We start from the raw sequence: 16,661 nt of genomic DNA on the forward strand, positions 1-16,661 counted from the left end.
AGCCGAAGAATATCCTGAATATTTAAAAAGTTAGATTAGCTGTGTAATACCAAATCAGATAGAACAGGGAAATTTTCGGGTAGCTGCCATCTGTAATTAAAATTCAGCCGGGTAACTGAATGTTAGCTATTTTTTACAAATTGCAATTTTTACAACCCGCTACATGACAACTGACCTAAATAACGAGCTGGCCACCAAACCACACTATCCCATATTAGATGGCCTTCGCGGTGTCGCAGCAATTATCGTAGTAACCTTTCACCTTGCAGAGCCTTTAGCTACTGGTCATTTAGATATTCTTGTCAATCACGGCTATTTGGCTGTAGACTTTTTCTTTTTATTGTCGGGCTTTGTAATGGGTTATGCTTACGACGATCGCTGGCAAAAAATGACGGTCGGCAATTTTTTCAAACGCCGTATCGAACGTCTTCAACCCCTGGTGATTTTGGGAATGACCCTCGGCGCTATCGGATTCTATTTTACGGATTCTACGTTATGGCCGCTCATTCATACGGTACCTGTTTGGAAGATGCTGCTGGTGATGCTGATCGGCTATACGATCCTGCCTATACCATTATCGCTTGATGTACGCGGCTGGCAAGAGATGCATCCCCTGAATAGTGTGGGGTGGTCATTGTTCTTTGAATACATTGCCAACATTCTTTATGCCGTCTGGATCAGGAAGTTTTCCAAAATGGCATTAAGTATCTTAGTAGGCATTGCTGCTATTGCACTTGCACATCTGGCCATCACAAACGGTGATGTCAGTGGTGGCTGGACACTCAATGTGGAACAGGTACGCATAGGCTTCACCCGTACCATGTACCCTTTCTTTGCCGGTCTGTTACTTTCGCGTGTAGCGAAGCCGACCCAAATTAAAAATGCCTTTTTATGGTGCAGCCTTTTAGTAGCTATCGTACTTTATATGCCGCGCATTGGCGGCGCTGAGCATCTTTGGATGAACGGGATCTATGAATCTGTTTGTATCATTATCGTTTTCCCGCTTATTGTTTACCTTGGCGCCAGTGGTGTTATGCAAACTCAAAGAGAGAACAGGATATGCAAATTCTTAGGTGATATATCCTATCCGCTGTACCTGGTACATTACCCGCTGGTCTATTTTTATGTTGCCTGGATCAGTAATCATAAAGGTGTAACAATCGTACAGGCCTGGCCCTATGCGTTACTCATTTTAATAGGTGGGGTCGTTTTGGCCTTTGCCGCATTAAAATGGTATGATGAGCCGGTTCGCAAATGGTTGCGGAAAAAACTTGCCTAGGATCGGATTATTTTTGGTCCGGAATCTACTGAAAGTAAGCAGCCCCAATAGCCAATAGAAATTGTAATGACGAAGAAAATAATACCGATTATTATAAGTTTAACCATCATCTTTACAGGTGTGAATGCCCAGCCTTTTACGCTAAAATCGACAGGACAGGCCAAATCTTTCCAGCTTAAAATTTACTATGGGACACAAGGGAAAGGTGCATTTGTCCAATACATGGGGCAATCGGGAATCATCCTGTTAAAGATCAAAAGCAAGGTAAGCTCCCAAATGGGCCATTCCGCCCGAACGACATATGTGTGGAACGAAATTATTGAAGGAAAAATTAACGGAAGTTACGATCTTACTGAACAGGACGGACAACCATTAAGCGCCTGGTACAGAAGAAAGAAGGACGGCAGAGAATTCCAGCTTGAAAGCAAAGATCTGGCCGATAGCGAAATGGATAAGTATCTTCTACATGGCGCACTGATTTCATTTTACCATACTTATAACGATCAGCTCATAATCAGTTATCCAGGGAATAAGAAGGAAACCATGCAACTTCCGGATTTCGATCATCCTGATCCGCTTCGGCGGGGCACCATTGCAGATTACAATTTTGATGGCTATGACGATGTGGCCTTCTCTATTCCAGATGCCGGAATGGGTGTATATCGGATATTCAGCATTTTTCTTTACGATCCAACCGCTAAACGATTTAAAAAACTAGCAGAGCCAAATGACAGCAGAGCAAATTGTTCAGGGCTCTGTGATGTTACCATAGACAGTAAAAATACTTTATTAATGAGTGCCTGCAGAGGCGCAGCAACCTGGTGGAAGGATACTTATCGGTTCTCTAAAGGGAACAAGCTCATATGGGTGAGCTCAACGAAACAGGAATAGCGCATGATAGCTATTAATAATTGGCAACACTCTTGACAAAAATCAAGATATATACATAAAGGGATCTGGATAAGAACGAAATGCACGTATAGTGATAAATATAAAAATTTATCGCTATTTTTAAGACCAGTCATAACCTTCAAGTCTATGCTTTCACCGAGAAACAGAAGAAATATCGGCCGTATCATTCCTTACGGGGTACTATGGTTTATTTTCAGCGTGATTTACTGCATATTGGAGAAAAGCATTCTCGGAAACCTCGATCATTACCCGTCTACCGGAGTTCCATATAATTTTGCAAGAAACATTACTATAATCCCGGTTGCTGGTCTGATGATGGGCATGATGACCGGCATTCTTGAGATTGGTTATTTCAGTAAATGGCTGATTAAGAAAAGTTTCACCAGAAAGATCTTGTTCAAATCCCTTATTTATTTGGTTATTGTTGTTGTTTTTCTCATCATTATTACAGTAATAAATATGCTATATAACAAGGACAATTACTCTTTAGAAAACCTGTCTTCTCCAGCTTGGGCATTTTTCACTGATTATGCGCTGATGGGCATAATGCTATACATTGCTTCAATAATTGTGATCTCGCAACTCTATGCTGAATTTAGTGAAAGCATTGGAACGGGCACATTGCGCAATTTTTTTCTGGGGAAATACTATCATCCAATAGAGGAAGAAAGAATATTTATGTTCCTTGATATGAAATCTTCAACTACGATTGCTGAAAACCTGGGACATGTCAAGTACTTTGAAATGTTAAGGGAATATTTCTTCGACCTCTCAGGCTCTGTTATTGACTATGCTGGTACCATCTATCAATATGCTGGCGATGAGATGATCGTATGCTGGAAACTCAAAGATGGGTTAAGAAAAAACAACTGTATTGAGTGCTTTTTTGCAATGAAACGTTCGTTGGAAATGCAGACGGAAAAGTACAATAGCAAATTCGGCCTTCTCCCAGGATTCAAAGCGGGGTTGCATTACGGTAAGGTAGTTACCGGGGAGATCGGATCGCTGAAAAAGGAGATCATATTCACAGGAGACGTACTGAATACTTCAGCAAGGATACAGGGCCTTTGCAATCAATTCGATGTTGACCTGCTCGTATCGGAAGATCTGGTTAAAATACTTGATCTTCCCTTCGCATACGCCATAAGATCGGTTGGAGAGAACCTCCTGAAAGGCCGAAGTAAATCAATTGAAATCTTTGCAATTTCAATATCTGCTCAATAGAGAATGATAAAAGATTACCCTATTTTGGATTATGAAATTTAAAATGAGCATACATGACAAAAAGAGAACTAGTTAATCGTTGGAATTCTCCGGATGGACAAAACGTGTTGAAGGCGGTCTTGAGAGCACTCAAACGGAGTGAGCCGCTTGGTGAAGTGAATGGCTTAGAAATGATTGACAACCGATTTGACTTACGTGGTGCAACACTATCTACGGTGAAAGAACAACGAACGATTGGAACCAAGGAGCATTCCCTTACGCAAACCACAGGTTCCCTCAAGCTCAAGAATGCCGATATCGAAAGCATAGATTTTTCTCATGCCGACATCAGCTATGGCCTGTTTCAGGAATGCACCGTAACCGATTGCCTCTTCAATGAAACAATTGCAAAAGAAATGGATATCTATGCATCTGATTTTGAAAGCTGTGTATTCGGAAAAACAAACTTCGCCTATTCGTTCATGAACAAAAATGTGGCAGGCAATGCTGGGTCATTTAGAAACTGTAAATTTCTAAAAACCAATTTAAAAGAAACAATTTTTTCATTTCCCATCATCGATAACTGCATTTTTGAGGATTGCGAACTCGAAGGGGCAGATTTCGATGGATCGAGAATGAGGAATGTAACTTTTGCTGGAGATGTAGACTCTCCATTTATTAGGGGTTATTCCTGGACAGCTGAAACGTCATTATTCTGGATCTTCAATAAAATCAATCCACGCGATTATCCAAACTTAATGGAGAATATTGATTTTAGCAGGGCTAACATCAAAGATATTCTTTTCTTAGATGAGATCGATCTTACCAACTGCAAATTTCCTGCAACCGGTGACTTTATCATGGTGAATAACGTCACAAAACTATTTCCCAAACTCAGAGACATCGTTGTAAAAGAGTGGCAAGATGAAGATAAAAAGTATGCACTCTCTTTAATAGATAATCTTTATTATAGCCCCAAAAAACAAGGCATGACCTTGGATGTCATCTCCACCATCCATAGTGAACACCTTGGAAAAGAATTCCAGGAGCGGTTAGATCAGTTAATTAGGGAACATAATGTAGATCTTTAATTGCAATTGACATTGCATACAAACAAATAGTCTTTAATTCGGTTAATACATTATTAATATTTCCGGAAATAACAATGATTGTAGGAGTTAAAACAGAAGTAAAATGGATAAATTCTATTGCCGAAATCACATTAGTTGGAGGATTCTTTATTTTTCTGCTAATTTTCATTGTCCCCGTCCTATTGTCATTCTTAGCTCAGGCAGTTATTCCGGGATTATCGGATGAAGATGGGTTTACCAAAGCCCTAATGTTATTGTTACCGGGCTGGAATTTAGCCTTATGGCTTTTTAGAATCCGTCTGTATATTTTTTTTATACCTGCATGGGTGCTTGTAGGGGGTTTAGCACTAATCAGGCTTATCAAAATTATTGCTTAGTAAAGTTCATGATTGACCACTGTATTTATACTTTGGACGAATGTGCATTGCAATATGAGCAAAACTCCGATGATTAATTGTTCGTTTTCTTATTTCGGCTACAAATGTCCTCTGTATGACTACAATTAATCGGTTCAGGTAGTTGACCTTTGAATCATCAAAAATCAAATACTATGGCACATCAACAAGAAAAACAAAAGGTCTGGTTTATTACTGGTGCTTCACGCGGGTTTGGCAGAATATGGACTGAAGCGGTGCTAGAGCGTGGCGACAAAGTTGCTGCTACGGCGCGTCAGTTAAGCAGTATTGCAGACTTACAGGAAAAATATGGGGACAACATTTTACCATTGGAATTGGATGTTACCAATCACGAGCAGGTAAACGCAGTAGTGACCCAGGCTTATGAACACTTCGGAAGGTTAGACATTGTGCTGAACAACGCAGGATATTCATTAGTAGGCACCATTGAAGAGGCGAGTGCCGATGAAGTACGGGCCATGTATGAAACCAATGTTTATGGTCCGATGGCTGTAATTAAAGCAGCATTGCCCTACTTGCGTAGACAGGGATATGGACATATTTTAGGTACATCCAGCAACGTAGGTCATATCACATTGCCGGTTATTGGTTATTATTGCTCATCAAAATGGGCATTTGAAGCTATTCATGAAAGTCTGGCCACCGAGGTAAAAGCATTTGGCATTAAGGTAACTATCATTGAACCCGGTGCCTATGCTACCGAATTTGGCAGCCCGGAATCACTTAAATTTACTTCAGATCTTGATGTTTATTCAGATTTAAAAACGGAATTCTTTAAGACTTTACAATCTTTTGAAAGAGGCGACCCAAAAGCAACCCCAGAAGCAATCTTTGCTATTGTAGATGCTGAAAACCCTCCCTTGCGCTTTCATCTGGGCAGCCATAACTTGCCATTGGTGCGTAAAACTTATGAAGAAAGACTAGCACTCTGGGAAGAATGGGACAGTATTTCCAGTGCCGCACAAGGTTAATTACATGAATCAATGGCGACTAATATCTAATTCGGTCGCCATTTTATTATCTTTAGATATGAGAAAAGACGCACAGAGCCCACAGCGGTTTGAATCCCTCTCGGATGCACACCGGGCTTTAGGATTACCAGGTCCCAAGCATCCATTGATCAGCCTGTTATATGGTAGAAACGGATTAGTAGATTTAAACCCGGCACCAGCACCACATGTGTTGAGTTTTTATAAAATATCCTACAAGCCAAAGTTTGACGGGAAATTGAAATATGGCCAAAGCTATTATGACTTTGCTGAAGGTGGTTTATTGTTTGCCTCACCGGGACAGGTTGTTGGCAACCCGGAAAATCTTACTACAGCTTGTTCTGAATATACATTGCTGATCCATCCAGATTTCCTATTGGGTTATCCCTTAATGAAAAACATCAGGCAGTATGGCTTCTTCTCCTATACCATAAATGAAACACTCCATCTTTCAGCAGAAGAAAAGGCAACAATACTATCCATATTTAAATTTATGGAGGATGAACTGAACGCCAGAACAGATGACTTTAGTCAGGATGTGATTATATCTCAGATCGAGTTATTACTTAACTACGCTAACCGTTTTTATAAACGTCAGTTTATTACCCGGAAAGCAGTTAACAATGATTTATTGCAACGACTGGAAGAATTTATGGAGCAATACTTTAACAATGAGCAAGCATTAACAAACGGCATACCTTCAGTACAACTGATCGCTGAGCATTTGAATCTTTCCCCTGGTTATTTGAGCGATATGTTACGTTCGTTAACTGGTAGAAATGCACAGCAGCATATCCACGATAAACTGATCGAAAAAGCGAAGGAAAAACTATCTACCACTAACCTTTCTGTAACTGAAGTAGCCTATGCTTTGGGTTTTGAACACTCACAATCCTTTAGCAAGTTGTTTAAAACAAAAACTGATCTTTCACCGCTGGAATACCGACGCTCGTTTAACTAATCGGTTTAGTAAAAAGCTAAGACTCATTAACATATACTAAGGAGTTATTCCATCCCGCTTTTGCCCAAGTTTTAACGAACACATTCTATAAAATCTTTTCTGCTATAGCAACCTGTTTGATCAACTGCAGTATTTTTCGGTAAATAAATCAGGAGTATGCAAGATCGATAAACTGCTTAAGTGCCTTCTTGATCTCTTCCTGACCGGGAGGCTCCTGCAAGTCTATCCCGCAAAAAGGATTCTCCTGCATCTTAGCATGGAGGGTAAGGTAATATACTCCGCCCATCAATATCGCATACATCGCCCTAAAGTTTTTATCACTATTCTCAAAGTGCCTATCGAAGACCTCACTCAGTACCCGATTCCCCATGTCCTCGCGCTTCAGATCAAGTTCCTTTAAGATAGGCAACTTTTCGCTGAGTCCCCAGGTAATGATCCGGCGCATCTCCTCATTCCTGATCAGACTGTCGAACTGGTTCTCCAATACACTATAAGCAAGCGTTTTTCCAGAATCATCTTTGCTGGTCTGCACAATATCATCGATTTCATCTGGACTGATTTTCCAGTAGTCATTGCTATTGAGATACTCTTTAACCAGTCCATCCAGGCTACCAAAATAGTCATAGATCAGCCTCCTGTCTACCTTAGCCACATCAGCAACCCTGCTGATACTGAGTCCGGAAAAACCGTCATCTTTCAGGATTCTTCCCAAAGCGGAGATCAGGTTCGCCTTAGTGCGTTCTTTATTCCTAACCAGACCATCTGTAACTTTCCTTGCCATTTCGTTTAACTTTGGTGCAATTTGCGACTTTTTGTGCCATCATCAAAGATTTTGCCGTATAAACATACCGCATCTAAAACTATTATTTTCTTTTAGAAAGTAACTGGTATGGGGGCTAAAATTAAAGTTAAGCATTAGGCAAAATCTAATAAATAAATATATCACACATTTGTGATATAAAAGTTATTTATTTACTTTTGGCCCCATCAAAGTATTTATCCTTACCAATAACCATATGATATCCAATAACCCAACCACCCCAAAAGATCTCAAAGGTTTGACTAAACAAAGAGACTTTTTCAAAGGCCTGCTCATTGGAGCCTGTATCCTTTGGCTTTTTATCCTCGCAGCTGCCATTTATTTTTATTCCAAAAAAGATAATATTGCCTTATTCATCCCAGTATTTTCGCTGATCGTAGTATTTCTTCCTATCTTTCTACGGTTTAAATCATTGGATGCCGAAATAAAATCGAAGAAATTGGGTTAGCCAGTTTCGGGTATGGCAATTCTATCTGGATGATGCTATGGCTACAATAATATCGTGTTAAGTTTAGGTTTGCATATCATATTCTTTCAGGATCTTTTCCATTATGAATGCTGCACCCCAATTCTATAAGTATTTCGGCAGCATGCGCTTGTACGCTTAGCTTACTCATACACAAACGGTGCTTTTTCAAAGAGACCGAACTGTAATACAAAACACATCAACAACATTTTCGAAGAAAATGGACTTGAAGAAAAATGTAATGTGCAAAAAATGCACATTGCTAATTCGGACAAACCTGTAACATTTACAGCTTAGATGTTATAATTTCAGTGGGCTACCGGGTAAATTACATGGTTCAAAGCGCATTGCTGATAACGCACTCGCTGCACTGACATTGATGATTTCTGAAGTAAATCAGATGAAAAAGAAATGATGGTAAATTTGATCAACACAAACAATTAAACACACAAAAGCCTTAGATTTCTCTAAGGCTTTTAAGTTCTGTACCCCTTCCGCTAGTTACTTTGAACACTTGGAACGCTTTTGCAGGTTGTTAGAGCCCATTATTAATGTATGGGATCCATCAGTAAGCCGCTTTGGATGATGAGAATTCGTACGGCATATAATTGCAAAGTTACTTAAAACAAATACAATCAAAAGAGTCTCCAATTTTCATCAGAGCCTCAATAGTCAGTACTTTCAAGGTTAATATTAACCCAAAAATTCAATAAGATTTAATGATTTTCAAATGCCTCCAACATTGATTTGAACATCGAAATCGTTACTAACCTATATCTCTTAGTGAAATATATTAAAATAGTAATAATAATATACGCTGGCAGATGCAACAGTGGTATTGGAGACGCTAGGTTTCTAAGTCTTCTTGACCGATAATTGACGATTGAAAGTTACCCCGAAATCTGCCCTCATACATAATTACCTGTAAGCACATCGATAGCTCTTAATTTAAATTTGCAAGACAATTTTTTCATATGCCCGCCTTGGACTACCTCTGAAAGTCACCTCGCCACAATAAACGTATCCTAGCTTTTCAAAGGTTTTAATCATAGCGATGTTATCGAAATTCGTATCGACTTTTATGCTGAAAATATTCTTAGCAAGAGCAAGATTTTCAACTTCAAAAAGAATTTGCCTGGCCAATCCTTTACCAGCGTAATCTCCGGCAACAACAATCCTGTGCACAACCAAAAAGTCGCCATGGCTCAACCACTTGCCAACAATATTTGTATATTCAGGTTCATCATTAACAAGAACAGCACAGTAACCTATTACCTTTTCCCCTTCTGTAAGGACATAGCCAGCATCATTTTCAATATCAGCACCTAAGATATCCCGATTGGGGTATCCGTCCTGCCACTGGTTGCTGCCATCATTTTTCCTTCTTAAGATAGCCTCTTGGAGAATATCCCAAATTACTTCTGTATCCGAGGGATTCGCTTCACGAAATTCAAAAATCACGTCTTTTATTTTAAAGTTTAAGAATTAAAATTTTAATACTGATCCTGCTCTACCGTCATTCCTTCTTTGCGCCAGAACAAAATCAGATAGAAAAAGTTTTACCTGACCCGGCAAATCTTTTTTAATCTATGATAAATGTAACGTATTTCAAAAGCATGCTATTGTCCGCGGAGTGTTCAAAGAGAATCTGGCTTACGGTGGGGGTCAGTTTAGAACTAATTTCATTGACCCAACCTTCCACAATAACATACTGAAAATCAATGAAAAAGGACTGCTTTTTTATGAGCAATCCTCTTCAATTTTGGACAAAAAAATTTTATGTACCCAGAAGCAGATTCGAACTGCCACGCCCTTTCGAGCGCCACCCCCTCAAGGTGGTGCGTCTGCCAATTTCGCCACCTGGGTATACTATTTGCAAATATATATTTATTCGCAATATAAAGTCAAGCCATCGTACGCTAATTTAATATTAGCTGGTAATTCTTTTTCCACTTCCTCATGCAAGCCTAAATTGTGACTTATGTGCGTAAAATAAGTGGTCTCTGCTCCGATCTTCTCTGCAAATTCAATCGCCTCATCTAAAGTAAAATGAGAAATGTGCTCCGTTTTCTGCAATGCATTTACCACCAGGATCTTAGTCCCCCTGATCTTTGCAATCGTATCCTCAGATACCGTTTTCGCATCGGTTACATAAGTAAAATCGCCGATTCTAAATCCCAATATCGGCAGCTTATAATGCATAATATCTAACGGGACAATCGCCGTTTTACCGATAGAAAAAGGTTCATTAGAAATGGTATGCAGATCAATCTGTGGTAAACCCGGATAATGAATTTCAGAAAATATATAAGAAAACTCTCTTTTTAACGCATCCTGAACCCGCTCTGTAGCATAGATATCAATATTCTTTTTAAGCAGATAATTAAAGGGTCTGATGTCATCTAAACCAGCAACATGATCTTTATGCTCATGTGTAAATAAGATCGCATCCAGATCTTCTACATTTGCCCGTAACATCTGGTACCGGAAATCAGGACCACTATCAATCACGATGGTCTTATCCCCCGTCTCAACGAGCATTGAAACACGGAGACGCTTGTTCCTGAAATCGGCAGACTGGCAAACCTCGCATTTGCAGGTAATTACCGGTATTCCCTGTGAAGTTCCTGTACCTAAAAACGTTAATTTCAAAATAGAATGGTTACGATCATTCTTCAAAAATAATAAAAAAAACTTACCTTAAATCGACTACTTCTACACCAGGATATTTTTTAGCATCAAAAGCAAAGACAGCATCCGATACCTGAACATTTGGCGTAAACGTATTGATCTGGTAAGTGTACTTATTACCGCTCTTATCGAAGATCAAAACATTGGTAATCTGCTTTGCAACCTTATCAATGGTCAGACGAACCTTAAAAACAGATTGCTGGATATCAATAGGTGTTAAATCAATCATTTGATAAACCTTAGCGCCTACCTTTGTATCACCGGTATATAGGTATTTATAACCCTTTTCATATACAGTAAATATTTTAGCCGGGTTTATTGCAGAACTGCTGTTATCTACAGTGGTGATCTGAACTTCCTTATCTTCCTTTAGATACGTCCACTGACTCTTACCATCACTGAAAAGATCCTGGCTGGTCATCGTAACTTTATATTTATTTGCACTCGCTTTTACCAGTAAAGTACCTTTTTGGGTTTCTTTGATCTTTGCTTGTGTATTATCGAGGGTAAACGTAAAATCAGTTTTAACCACATTATATGAGCGGTATTTTTTACTTACATCGGCTAAAATGGCTTTAGCCTTAGCATCCTTCGTCACCGTCTGTGCCTGGGCAGAAAAGAAAAACATTCCTGCAGCCAGCATCACCACTATCTTTTTCATCTTGTGCGTTGTTTAATTATCATTTGTTGTTAAGTTCATTCAAGAACTGTTCCAAAGAATAATCATCCGGAATTAAAACTTCACGGGCTTTGCTTCCTTCAAAAGGACCAACCACGCCTGCTGCTTCCAGCTGGTCAATGATCCGCCCTGCGCGGTTATAGCCCAGTTTTAATTTACGCTGGATCAGTGAGGTAGAACCCTGCTGGTGCATCACGATCAGACGTGCCGCATCTTCAAACATCGAATCACGGTCGTTCGGATCAAAATCAAGCTTCGCCGATTCTGCAGCCTCATCAATATATTCAGGAAGCTGGTAAGCTTCAGGATAACCACGCTGTGTACCAATAAATTCAGAGATGCGGTCAACCTCAGGTGTATCTACAAAGGCACACTGAAGACGGATCAGGTCGTTGCCAGTTGACAACAGCATATCCCCGCGACCAATTAGCTGATCGGCACCACCGCTGTCCAAAATGGTTCTTGAATCTATCTTAGACAATACCCTAAAGGCAAGCCTTGCCGGGAAATTCGCTTTAATGGTACCTGTAATGATATTTACCGACGGACGCTGCGTAGCCAGAACCAGGTGGATCCCTACCGCACGGGCAAGTTGCGCAAGCCTTGCAATAGGTGTTTCAACTTCCTTACCAGCCGTCATCATCAAATCTGCAAACTCATCCACAATCAGCACAATGTAAGGCAGGAACCGGTGTGAATTATTAGGGTTCAGCTTGCGCTTGATGAACTTCTCGTTGTATTCCTTTAAATTCCTAACCTGGGCATCCTTTAACAGATCATAACGCTGATCCATTTCAATACACAAGGAATTCAGCGTATGGATCACCTTTTTCGTATCTGTGATGATCGCATCCGCTTCACCTGGAAGCTTAGCCAGGAAATGCCTTTCAATTTTATTAAACAGCGTTAACTCTACCTTTTTAGGATCGACCAATACAAACTTAAGTTGTGACGGATGTTTCTTATACAGCAGTGATACCAGGATCGCATTGATACCTACCGACTTACCTTGTCCCGTAGCACCAGCTACCAATAAATGGGGCATCTTAGACAGATCGGCGATGTAAACCTCATTCGAGATCGTTTTACCCAATGCAATAGGCAGATCCATTGTGGTTTGCTGAAACTTCTCTGTTGCCAGGATACTTCGCATAGATACCATTTCAGGATGCATGTTCGGCACCTCAATACCAATGGTTCCCTTTCCAGGCATCGGTGCAATGATCCGGATGCCCAAGGCTGCAAGACTTAATGCAATATCATCTTCCAGGTTCTTAATTTTGGAGATCCGCACCCCTGGTGCCGGGATGATCTCATAAAGGGTAACTGTCGGACCAATGGTTGCTTTAATCTTATCAATTTCAATATTGTAATGATTTAAAGTCTCAACGATCTTATTTTTATTGGCTTCCAGTTCCTCCGCATTCACAGAGATCTTATTGGAACCATAATTTTCAAGCAGGTCCAGGTGCGGGTATTTATAACTCGAAAGGTCTAATGTCGGATCGTAATTACCAAACTGCTCCACCAGTTCTTCTGATTTCTTATCTTCTTCCGTCTTTTCTATCGTCAGCTCAGGCTCAGCCTTAACTGGCAGATCAACAATAGCCGGCGAAAGTATGATTGGTGGCGGTGGGGTATGCATTACATTTACTGCCGGGGTAAACTCAGGCAGGATCTCCTCTTCTTCAACCTGCTCCTCAAATCGGGATGGCGTAATGATAATATTTTGTTCGCGCTTTCTCTGGCCTCCTAGCTTATCATTCAATGTAAACTCTACCGGCTCAGACCGTACTTCACTTACCAGTTCTATATTTTCAGGAACCTCAGGCACAACTTCATCAGCTTCTGTGCGCTTGCGTTCAGGGATTTTAAAATCGATATTATAGGCGATGATCAGCACTGTTAATGCTAAAAAAGCAATCAAACCGCCAACACCTGCCGAACCGATCTGCGCAACCAATAACCGGTTGCTCCAGTATCCAAATTCCCCTTCCAGGAAATGCGGCGCATCAGAAAATAAGGAATGGCCAAAGGCAAGCGTCAAGGAGATAAAAAGTAAAAAGAAGAAGCTATAAGCCAATGTCTTTTCGATCGCGAAGATCTTAACTTTAAACAATAAACGGTAGCCAATTACAAAAAAGACAAAAACAAACAGAAAAGACGCAACGCCAAACCATTCATAAATAAATTGGTGCGACAATAATGCACCAAACTTACCCAGCCAATTTTGTACCACCGGCGGCAGGTTTACTTGCTGCAATTCTTCAGATGTTTTAAAAAGATTGCCCCAGCCACCATTTGCATCGATCACATAACTATAATCTTCCTGCCAGGTAAACAGGTATGAAGTAAACGCAATTAGAAAATATAAAGATAAAATAATGAATACCAGTCCGATGATCTTAAAGACCCTCCCATTCTGAAAATCCAGACTCGGCATCGTACGCTCAACCCGCTCTTTGTATTTCTTTGCGCCAGATGATTTAGGACTTAAATTATCTGCTGGTTCGTTTTTAAAAGAATTGGACTTAAATTGGTTTCCCCTTACCGACATTTTCGTTACTAATATTAATAATCTTCAAACTTAGATAAAATTGTAAAATTTATTCAATATAACCGTATTTATTCAAAATCTTTTAGCGCATTAAACTTTTTAAAAGATCTATGGTCATACTTACAAATGCGCAGTTTTTTAGGTTAGGTATATAAGTTTTGTTTTAGGTAGATCCCGCTTGATATTTTTATTAAGCGGGATTTTTTTTAAATGTTTTTTTATATTTGTTTAATCTACAGGCAAATTTTTAAATGAATAGTCAGCAGCTGGAAAACTTAATCGCCGAAAACAATACGCAGGAAATCATTGACCTCCTGAATAGCAATCCTCAACTAGCCAGGGCAGCTACCAGTCATGGAACGTCTCCATTGCTCCTCGCCTGTTATTATAAGAAGCCTGAAATTGCTCAGATCATCGCTAAGTTTATAGACGATATAACCCTCTTTGAAGCCTGTGCACTTGGATCTTCGGAAATTGTACAACAGCAAATTTTAAAAGATCCAGAATCAATTCATACATTTTCTAACGATGGCTTTACTCCACTGGGACTGGCGGCCTATTTTGGACATGAGCATATTGTTGAGTTACTCATTGCCAATGGCGGTGAAGTAAACAACCCGACTAATAATGGGTTCAATGTTTTCCCTATACATTCTGCTGTAGCAGCCAGAAACTTCAACATTACCAAAATGCTGATCGATGCTGGTGCTGAAGTGAATGTTAAACAGCAAGCCGGCTTTACTCCATTGCATGGAGCGGCTCAGTATGGCGACATTGAGATCATCATCTTACTGCTGGAGCACAACGCCAATCTGCATGAAAGAATGGAAGGCGGAAAATTACCGGCAGACATTGCCCGGGAAAAAGGATTTTTAGAGATCGCAGAAATTCTCAGCACTTAAGAAATTAAATCCCAAGGCTGTCTTGAACTAAATTACAAGCTCAGTGAATTGAATGTAAGACCATTGGATGAAACTTATCTTGAATTAAGTGATAGCATCTATTCTTGAATTAAACTACAAAAAATCCTCGATTAAATGATAAGACCTCTGATCGGGTTAATTAAATAACGCTTAAACGTCCCAGATACGCAGACGGATTTTCTTAACGTAATGCCTCACATCCAATACCAATGCCGCAAGCACATAAAATATTATTGGAAATCCTACCGCCAGAAAAGAGGAGTAGATAAAAAATAACCTGATCTTACTGATCGATATGTTCAAACGATCTGCAAAGTAGGTGCATACTCCGAAACTTTGTTTTTCAAAAAACGTTATGATGCGCTGAAACATGTTATTTTTTTAATAGGTGAACTCCGATACTACAATTTAAGCATTTTTTTTGAGTACAGTAGTATTTATTTAATTGTAGTAACGCTTGCGATTGAAAAGAATTGTCTGGCACAACCCCTGAATTAACATACTGACTGATAACGGAATTGCGCTCTGCCGGGATTTGCTCCAGGAAATCCAAAGCCCGTTCTGTATACTGCGGCTGTGCCGTATATTTCCCATAAGCAAATAAAAAAAGGCATACGGTATTGATAACGAGATTCTGAACGGATTGCGCACCCAATTGTACATTTACAAAACGCGTACTTTTGTTAAAATGATAATGCTTTAACCAGAAATCATTTACCGGCAGCTTCCCAAATAACCGGTACACTTCCTTTAAGTTATTTAATTCCAGTACCTCTGAAAATAAATGCGGCCTGCTTAAGATCAATGCAGAAAATTGAGCAAGGCGGATGGTCGGAAAATTCTGAGGCCGCATTCTCAGGAACTTCCATAGCGAGCGGTCGACCGCCATCAACTTATATTTTTTCTTTAAAAACGCATATTCGAACTTCAGACTTTGATGATATTCATCTGAGTACTCCGGAGAAGTTCCAATCTCCAGAAAGCCCGCCTGTCCAAAGATCAACGCTTCAATCTGCAGCGCATTGTTCTTATGTCTCCCTAAAATCGCCAGGGGCAAATTCCCTGCCAGCTGGTCAAATGGCATCGCATTTACCTTAAACCCAAAGTTTCTTGCCATAAAGCAATAAAAAACAGCTTCCCAATCCCCTTTCAACTCAGCCAGCTTCTTATACACTTCATCTGACTTCTGCTCAAACCTTTCCACCACCAACCTGGACAGAAATCCATCCACCACAAACTTTTCTGCCGATCTGATCTGCGCTTCGCAAGGAAAATGCAGGGAAGAACTCAGCATATTCGTATAATTATCCAGCAGATGTTCAGAGAACAGATCCTTTAAAACCAATACCGGAAGCAAACTCCCGTCTTTCCGGTAAATGGGCTTATCATTTACATAAACCACATGTAAGATCACCGATTCAAATGAAGGATCATGCTGGTGACCATGCAGCAGCCAGTCAGACGATTTAACGTGGATCTCCACATCCCCAACCCAGGTAGTACCGTCAATGACTAATTTAGCACCATTAAAATCAGGGCCTGCATGGGTATTCTGCATGCCCGGTTTTACGATCCGCACCAGCGCTCCATCTTCACAATAAAGATCTCTGCGGTTAAACAAACGGAATTGCCAGATAAAATAAAGAAAGTTTTCCCTGAAGTACATCAGCTAAC

16 protein-coding genes and 1 tRNA gene are annotated in these 16,661 nt (G+C 40.1%); 9 read left to right on the forward strand and 8 right to left on the reverse strand.

The window, feature by feature from the left end; translation table 11 throughout:
- Window positions 1-163 precede the first annotated feature (163 nt).
- The 7 genes from ATK78_RS13780 to ATK78_RS13810 all read left to right on the forward strand — a co-directional run bounded on the left by ATK78_RS13780 (window position 164) and on the right by ATK78_RS13810 (window position 6,851).
- A complete protein-coding gene (locus ATK78_RS13780) occupies window positions 164-1,279 on the forward strand; it encodes an acyltransferase family protein (RefSeq protein ID WP_133576703.1) in 1,116 nt (371 codons plus the stop codon).
- Window positions 1,280-1,345: 66 nt separating this feature from the next.
- Window positions 1,346-2,170 carry an XAC2610-related protein gene (locus tag ATK78_RS13785; protein ID WP_133576704.1) on the forward strand — a complete coding sequence of 275 codons (825 nt, stop codon included), beginning with the start codon at window positions 1,346-1,348 and terminating at the stop codon, window positions 2,168-2,170.
- A 147-nt stretch (window positions 2,171-2,317) separates the two neighbouring features.
- Entirely contained in the window at window positions 2,318-3,415 is a 1,098-nt protein-coding gene (locus tag ATK78_RS13790) for an adenylate/guanylate cyclase domain-containing protein (protein ID WP_133576705.1), read from the forward strand.
- Between the two features lie 119 nt (window positions 3,416-3,534).
- Entirely contained in the window at window positions 3,535-4,485 is a 951-nt protein-coding gene (locus ATK78_RS13795) for a pentapeptide repeat-containing protein (protein WP_166664885.1), read from the forward strand.
- Window positions 4,486-4,559: 74 nt separating this feature from the next.
- The gene (locus tag ATK78_RS13800; protein ID WP_133576707.1) at window positions 4,560-4,862 is read left to right on the forward strand and encodes a hypothetical protein; all 303 of its coding nucleotides are present in this window, start codon (window positions 4,560-4,562) and stop codon (window positions 4,860-4,862) included.
- Window positions 4,863-5,035: 173 nt separating this feature from the next.
- The gene (locus ATK78_RS13805) at window positions 5,036-5,872 is read left to right on the forward strand and encodes an SDR family NAD(P)-dependent oxidoreductase (RefSeq protein WP_133576708.1); all 837 of its coding nucleotides are present in this window, start codon (window positions 5,036-5,038) and stop codon (window positions 5,870-5,872) included.
- Window positions 5,873-5,930: 58 nt separating this feature from the next.
- Complete coding sequence (locus ATK78_RS13810; RefSeq protein ID WP_133576709.1) at window positions 5,931-6,851, forward strand: helix-turn-helix domain-containing protein; 921 nt, start codon at window positions 5,931-5,933, stop codon at window positions 6,849-6,851.
- A 148-nt stretch (window positions 6,852-6,999) separates the two neighbouring features.
- Here the strand turns inward: ATK78_RS13810 and ATK78_RS13815 are convergent, their stop codons facing one another.
- Window positions 7,000-7,632 (reverse strand): TetR/AcrR family transcriptional regulator, encoded by a 633-nt coding sequence (locus tag ATK78_RS13815; RefSeq protein ID WP_133576710.1) that lies wholly within the window; start codon window positions 7,630-7,632, stop codon window positions 7,000-7,002.
- A 235-nt stretch (window positions 7,633-7,867) separates the two neighbouring features.
- Here ATK78_RS13815 and ATK78_RS13820 point away from each other — a divergent pair, with 235 nt between their 5' ends.
- Window positions 7,868-8,119 carry a hypothetical protein gene (locus ATK78_RS13820; RefSeq protein WP_133576711.1) on the forward strand — a complete coding sequence of 84 codons (252 nt, stop codon included), beginning with the start codon at window positions 7,868-7,870 and terminating at the stop codon, window positions 8,117-8,119.
- A 966-nt stretch (window positions 8,120-9,085) separates the two neighbouring features.
- On the opposite strand, the gene ATK78_RS13830 is transcribed toward ATK78_RS13820, so the two are convergent.
- From ATK78_RS13830 to ATK78_RS13850, 5 genes are all read right to left on the reverse strand, one after another.
- The gene (locus ATK78_RS13830) at window positions 9,086-9,598 is read right to left on the reverse strand and encodes a GNAT family N-acetyltransferase (RefSeq protein ID WP_208112370.1); all 513 of its coding nucleotides are present in this window, start codon (window positions 9,596-9,598) and stop codon (window positions 9,086-9,088) included.
- Window positions 9,599-9,919: 321 nt separating this feature from the next.
- Window positions 9,920-10,003: transfer RNA gene (locus tag ATK78_RS13835), tRNA-Leu, on the reverse strand.
- Between the two features lie 21 nt (window positions 10,004-10,024).
- Window positions 10,025-10,789: an MBL fold metallo-hydrolase gene (locus ATK78_RS13840; protein ID WP_133576713.1), complete on the reverse strand. Its 765-nt coding sequence runs from the start codon at window positions 10,787-10,789 to the stop codon at window positions 10,025-10,027.
- A 43-nt stretch (window positions 10,790-10,832) separates the two neighbouring features.
- Window positions 10,833-11,489: a LolA family protein gene (locus ATK78_RS13845; protein ID WP_133576714.1), complete on the reverse strand. Its 657-nt coding sequence runs from the start codon at window positions 11,487-11,489 to the stop codon at window positions 10,833-10,835.
- Window positions 11,490-11,508: 19 nt separating this feature from the next.
- Window positions 11,509-14,064: an FtsK/SpoIIIE family DNA translocase gene (locus ATK78_RS13850; protein WP_133576715.1), complete on the reverse strand. Its 2,556-nt coding sequence runs from the start codon at window positions 14,062-14,064 to the stop codon at window positions 11,509-11,511.
- Window positions 14,065-14,315: 251 nt separating this feature from the next.
- On the opposite strand from ATK78_RS13850, the gene ATK78_RS13855 reads away from it, so the two are divergent.
- Window positions 14,316-14,966: an ankyrin repeat domain-containing protein gene (locus ATK78_RS13855; protein WP_133576716.1), complete on the forward strand. Its 651-nt coding sequence runs from the start codon at window positions 14,316-14,318 to the stop codon at window positions 14,964-14,966.
- 171 nt (window positions 14,967-15,137) lie between these two features.
- On the opposite strand, the gene ATK78_RS13860 is transcribed toward ATK78_RS13855, so the two are convergent.
- Together ATK78_RS13860 and ATK78_RS13865 are read right to left on the reverse strand one after the other, a co-directional pair.
- Window positions 15,138-15,359: a PspC domain-containing protein gene (locus ATK78_RS13860; protein WP_133576717.1), complete on the reverse strand. Its 222-nt coding sequence runs from the start codon at window positions 15,357-15,359 to the stop codon at window positions 15,138-15,140.
- A gap of 1 nt (window position 15,360) precedes the next feature.
- Window positions 15,361-16,653 (reverse strand): DUF2851 family protein, encoded by a 1,293-nt coding sequence (locus ATK78_RS13865; protein ID WP_133576718.1) that lies wholly within the window; start codon window positions 16,651-16,653, stop codon window positions 15,361-15,363.
- Window positions 16,654-16,661 lie beyond the last annotated feature (8 nt).

The sequence above is a fragment of the Pedobacter metabolipauper genome (genome assembly GCF_004362715.1).
Classification (GTDB): Bacteria; Bacteroidota; Bacteroidia; order Sphingobacteriales; family Sphingobacteriaceae; genus Pedobacter; species Pedobacter metabolipauper.

What these genes read in the sequence shown, in the direction of transcription:
- ATK78_RS13780 (WP_133576703.1), top strand. Translation starts at nt 164, where the DNA reads ATGACAACTGACCTAAATAACGAGCTGGCCACCAAACCACACTATCCC.
- ATK78_RS13785 (WP_133576704.1), top strand. Translation starts at nt 1,346, where the DNA reads ATGACGAAGAAAATAATACCGATTATTATAAGTTTAACCATCATCTTT.
- ATK78_RS13790 (WP_133576705.1), top strand. Translation starts at nt 2,318, where the DNA reads ATGCTTTCACCGAGAAACAGAAGAAATATCGGCCGTATCATTCCTTAC.
- ATK78_RS13800 (WP_133576707.1), top strand. Translation starts at nt 4,560, where the DNA reads ATGATTGTAGGAGTTAAAACAGAAGTAAAATGGATAAATTCTATTGCC.
- ATK78_RS13805 (WP_133576708.1), top strand. Translation starts at nt 5,036, where the DNA reads ATGGCACATCAACAAGAAAAACAAAAGGTCTGGTTTATTACTGGTGCT.
- ATK78_RS13810 (WP_133576709.1), top strand. Translation starts at nt 5,931, where the DNA reads ATGAGAAAAGACGCACAGAGCCCACAGCGGTTTGAATCCCTCTCGGAT.
- ATK78_RS13815 (WP_133576710.1), bottom strand. Translation starts at nt 7,632, where the DNA reads ATGGCAAGGAAAGTTACAGATGGTCTGGTTAGGAATAAAGAACGCACT.
- ATK78_RS13820 (WP_133576711.1), top strand. Translation starts at nt 7,868, where the DNA reads ATGATATCCAATAACCCAACCACCCCAAAAGATCTCAAAGGTTTGACT.
- ATK78_RS13845 (WP_133576714.1), bottom strand. Translation starts at nt 11,489, where the DNA reads ATGAAAAAGATAGTGGTGATGCTGGCTGCAGGAATGTTTTTCTTTTCT.
- ATK78_RS13850 (WP_133576715.1), bottom strand. Translation starts at nt 14,064, where the DNA reads ATGTCGGTAAGGGGAAACCAATTTAAGTCCAATTCTTTTAAAAACGAA.
- ATK78_RS13855 (WP_133576716.1), top strand. Translation starts at nt 14,316, where the DNA reads ATGAATAGTCAGCAGCTGGAAAACTTAATCGCCGAAAACAATACGCAG.
- ATK78_RS13860 (WP_133576717.1), bottom strand. Translation starts at nt 15,359, where the DNA reads ATGTTTCAGCGCATCATAACGTTTTTTGAAAAACAAAGTTTCGGAGTA.
- ATK78_RS13865 (WP_133576718.1), bottom strand. Translation starts at nt 16,653, where the DNA reads ATGTACTTCAGGGAAAACTTTCTTTATTTTATCTGGCAATTCCGTTTG.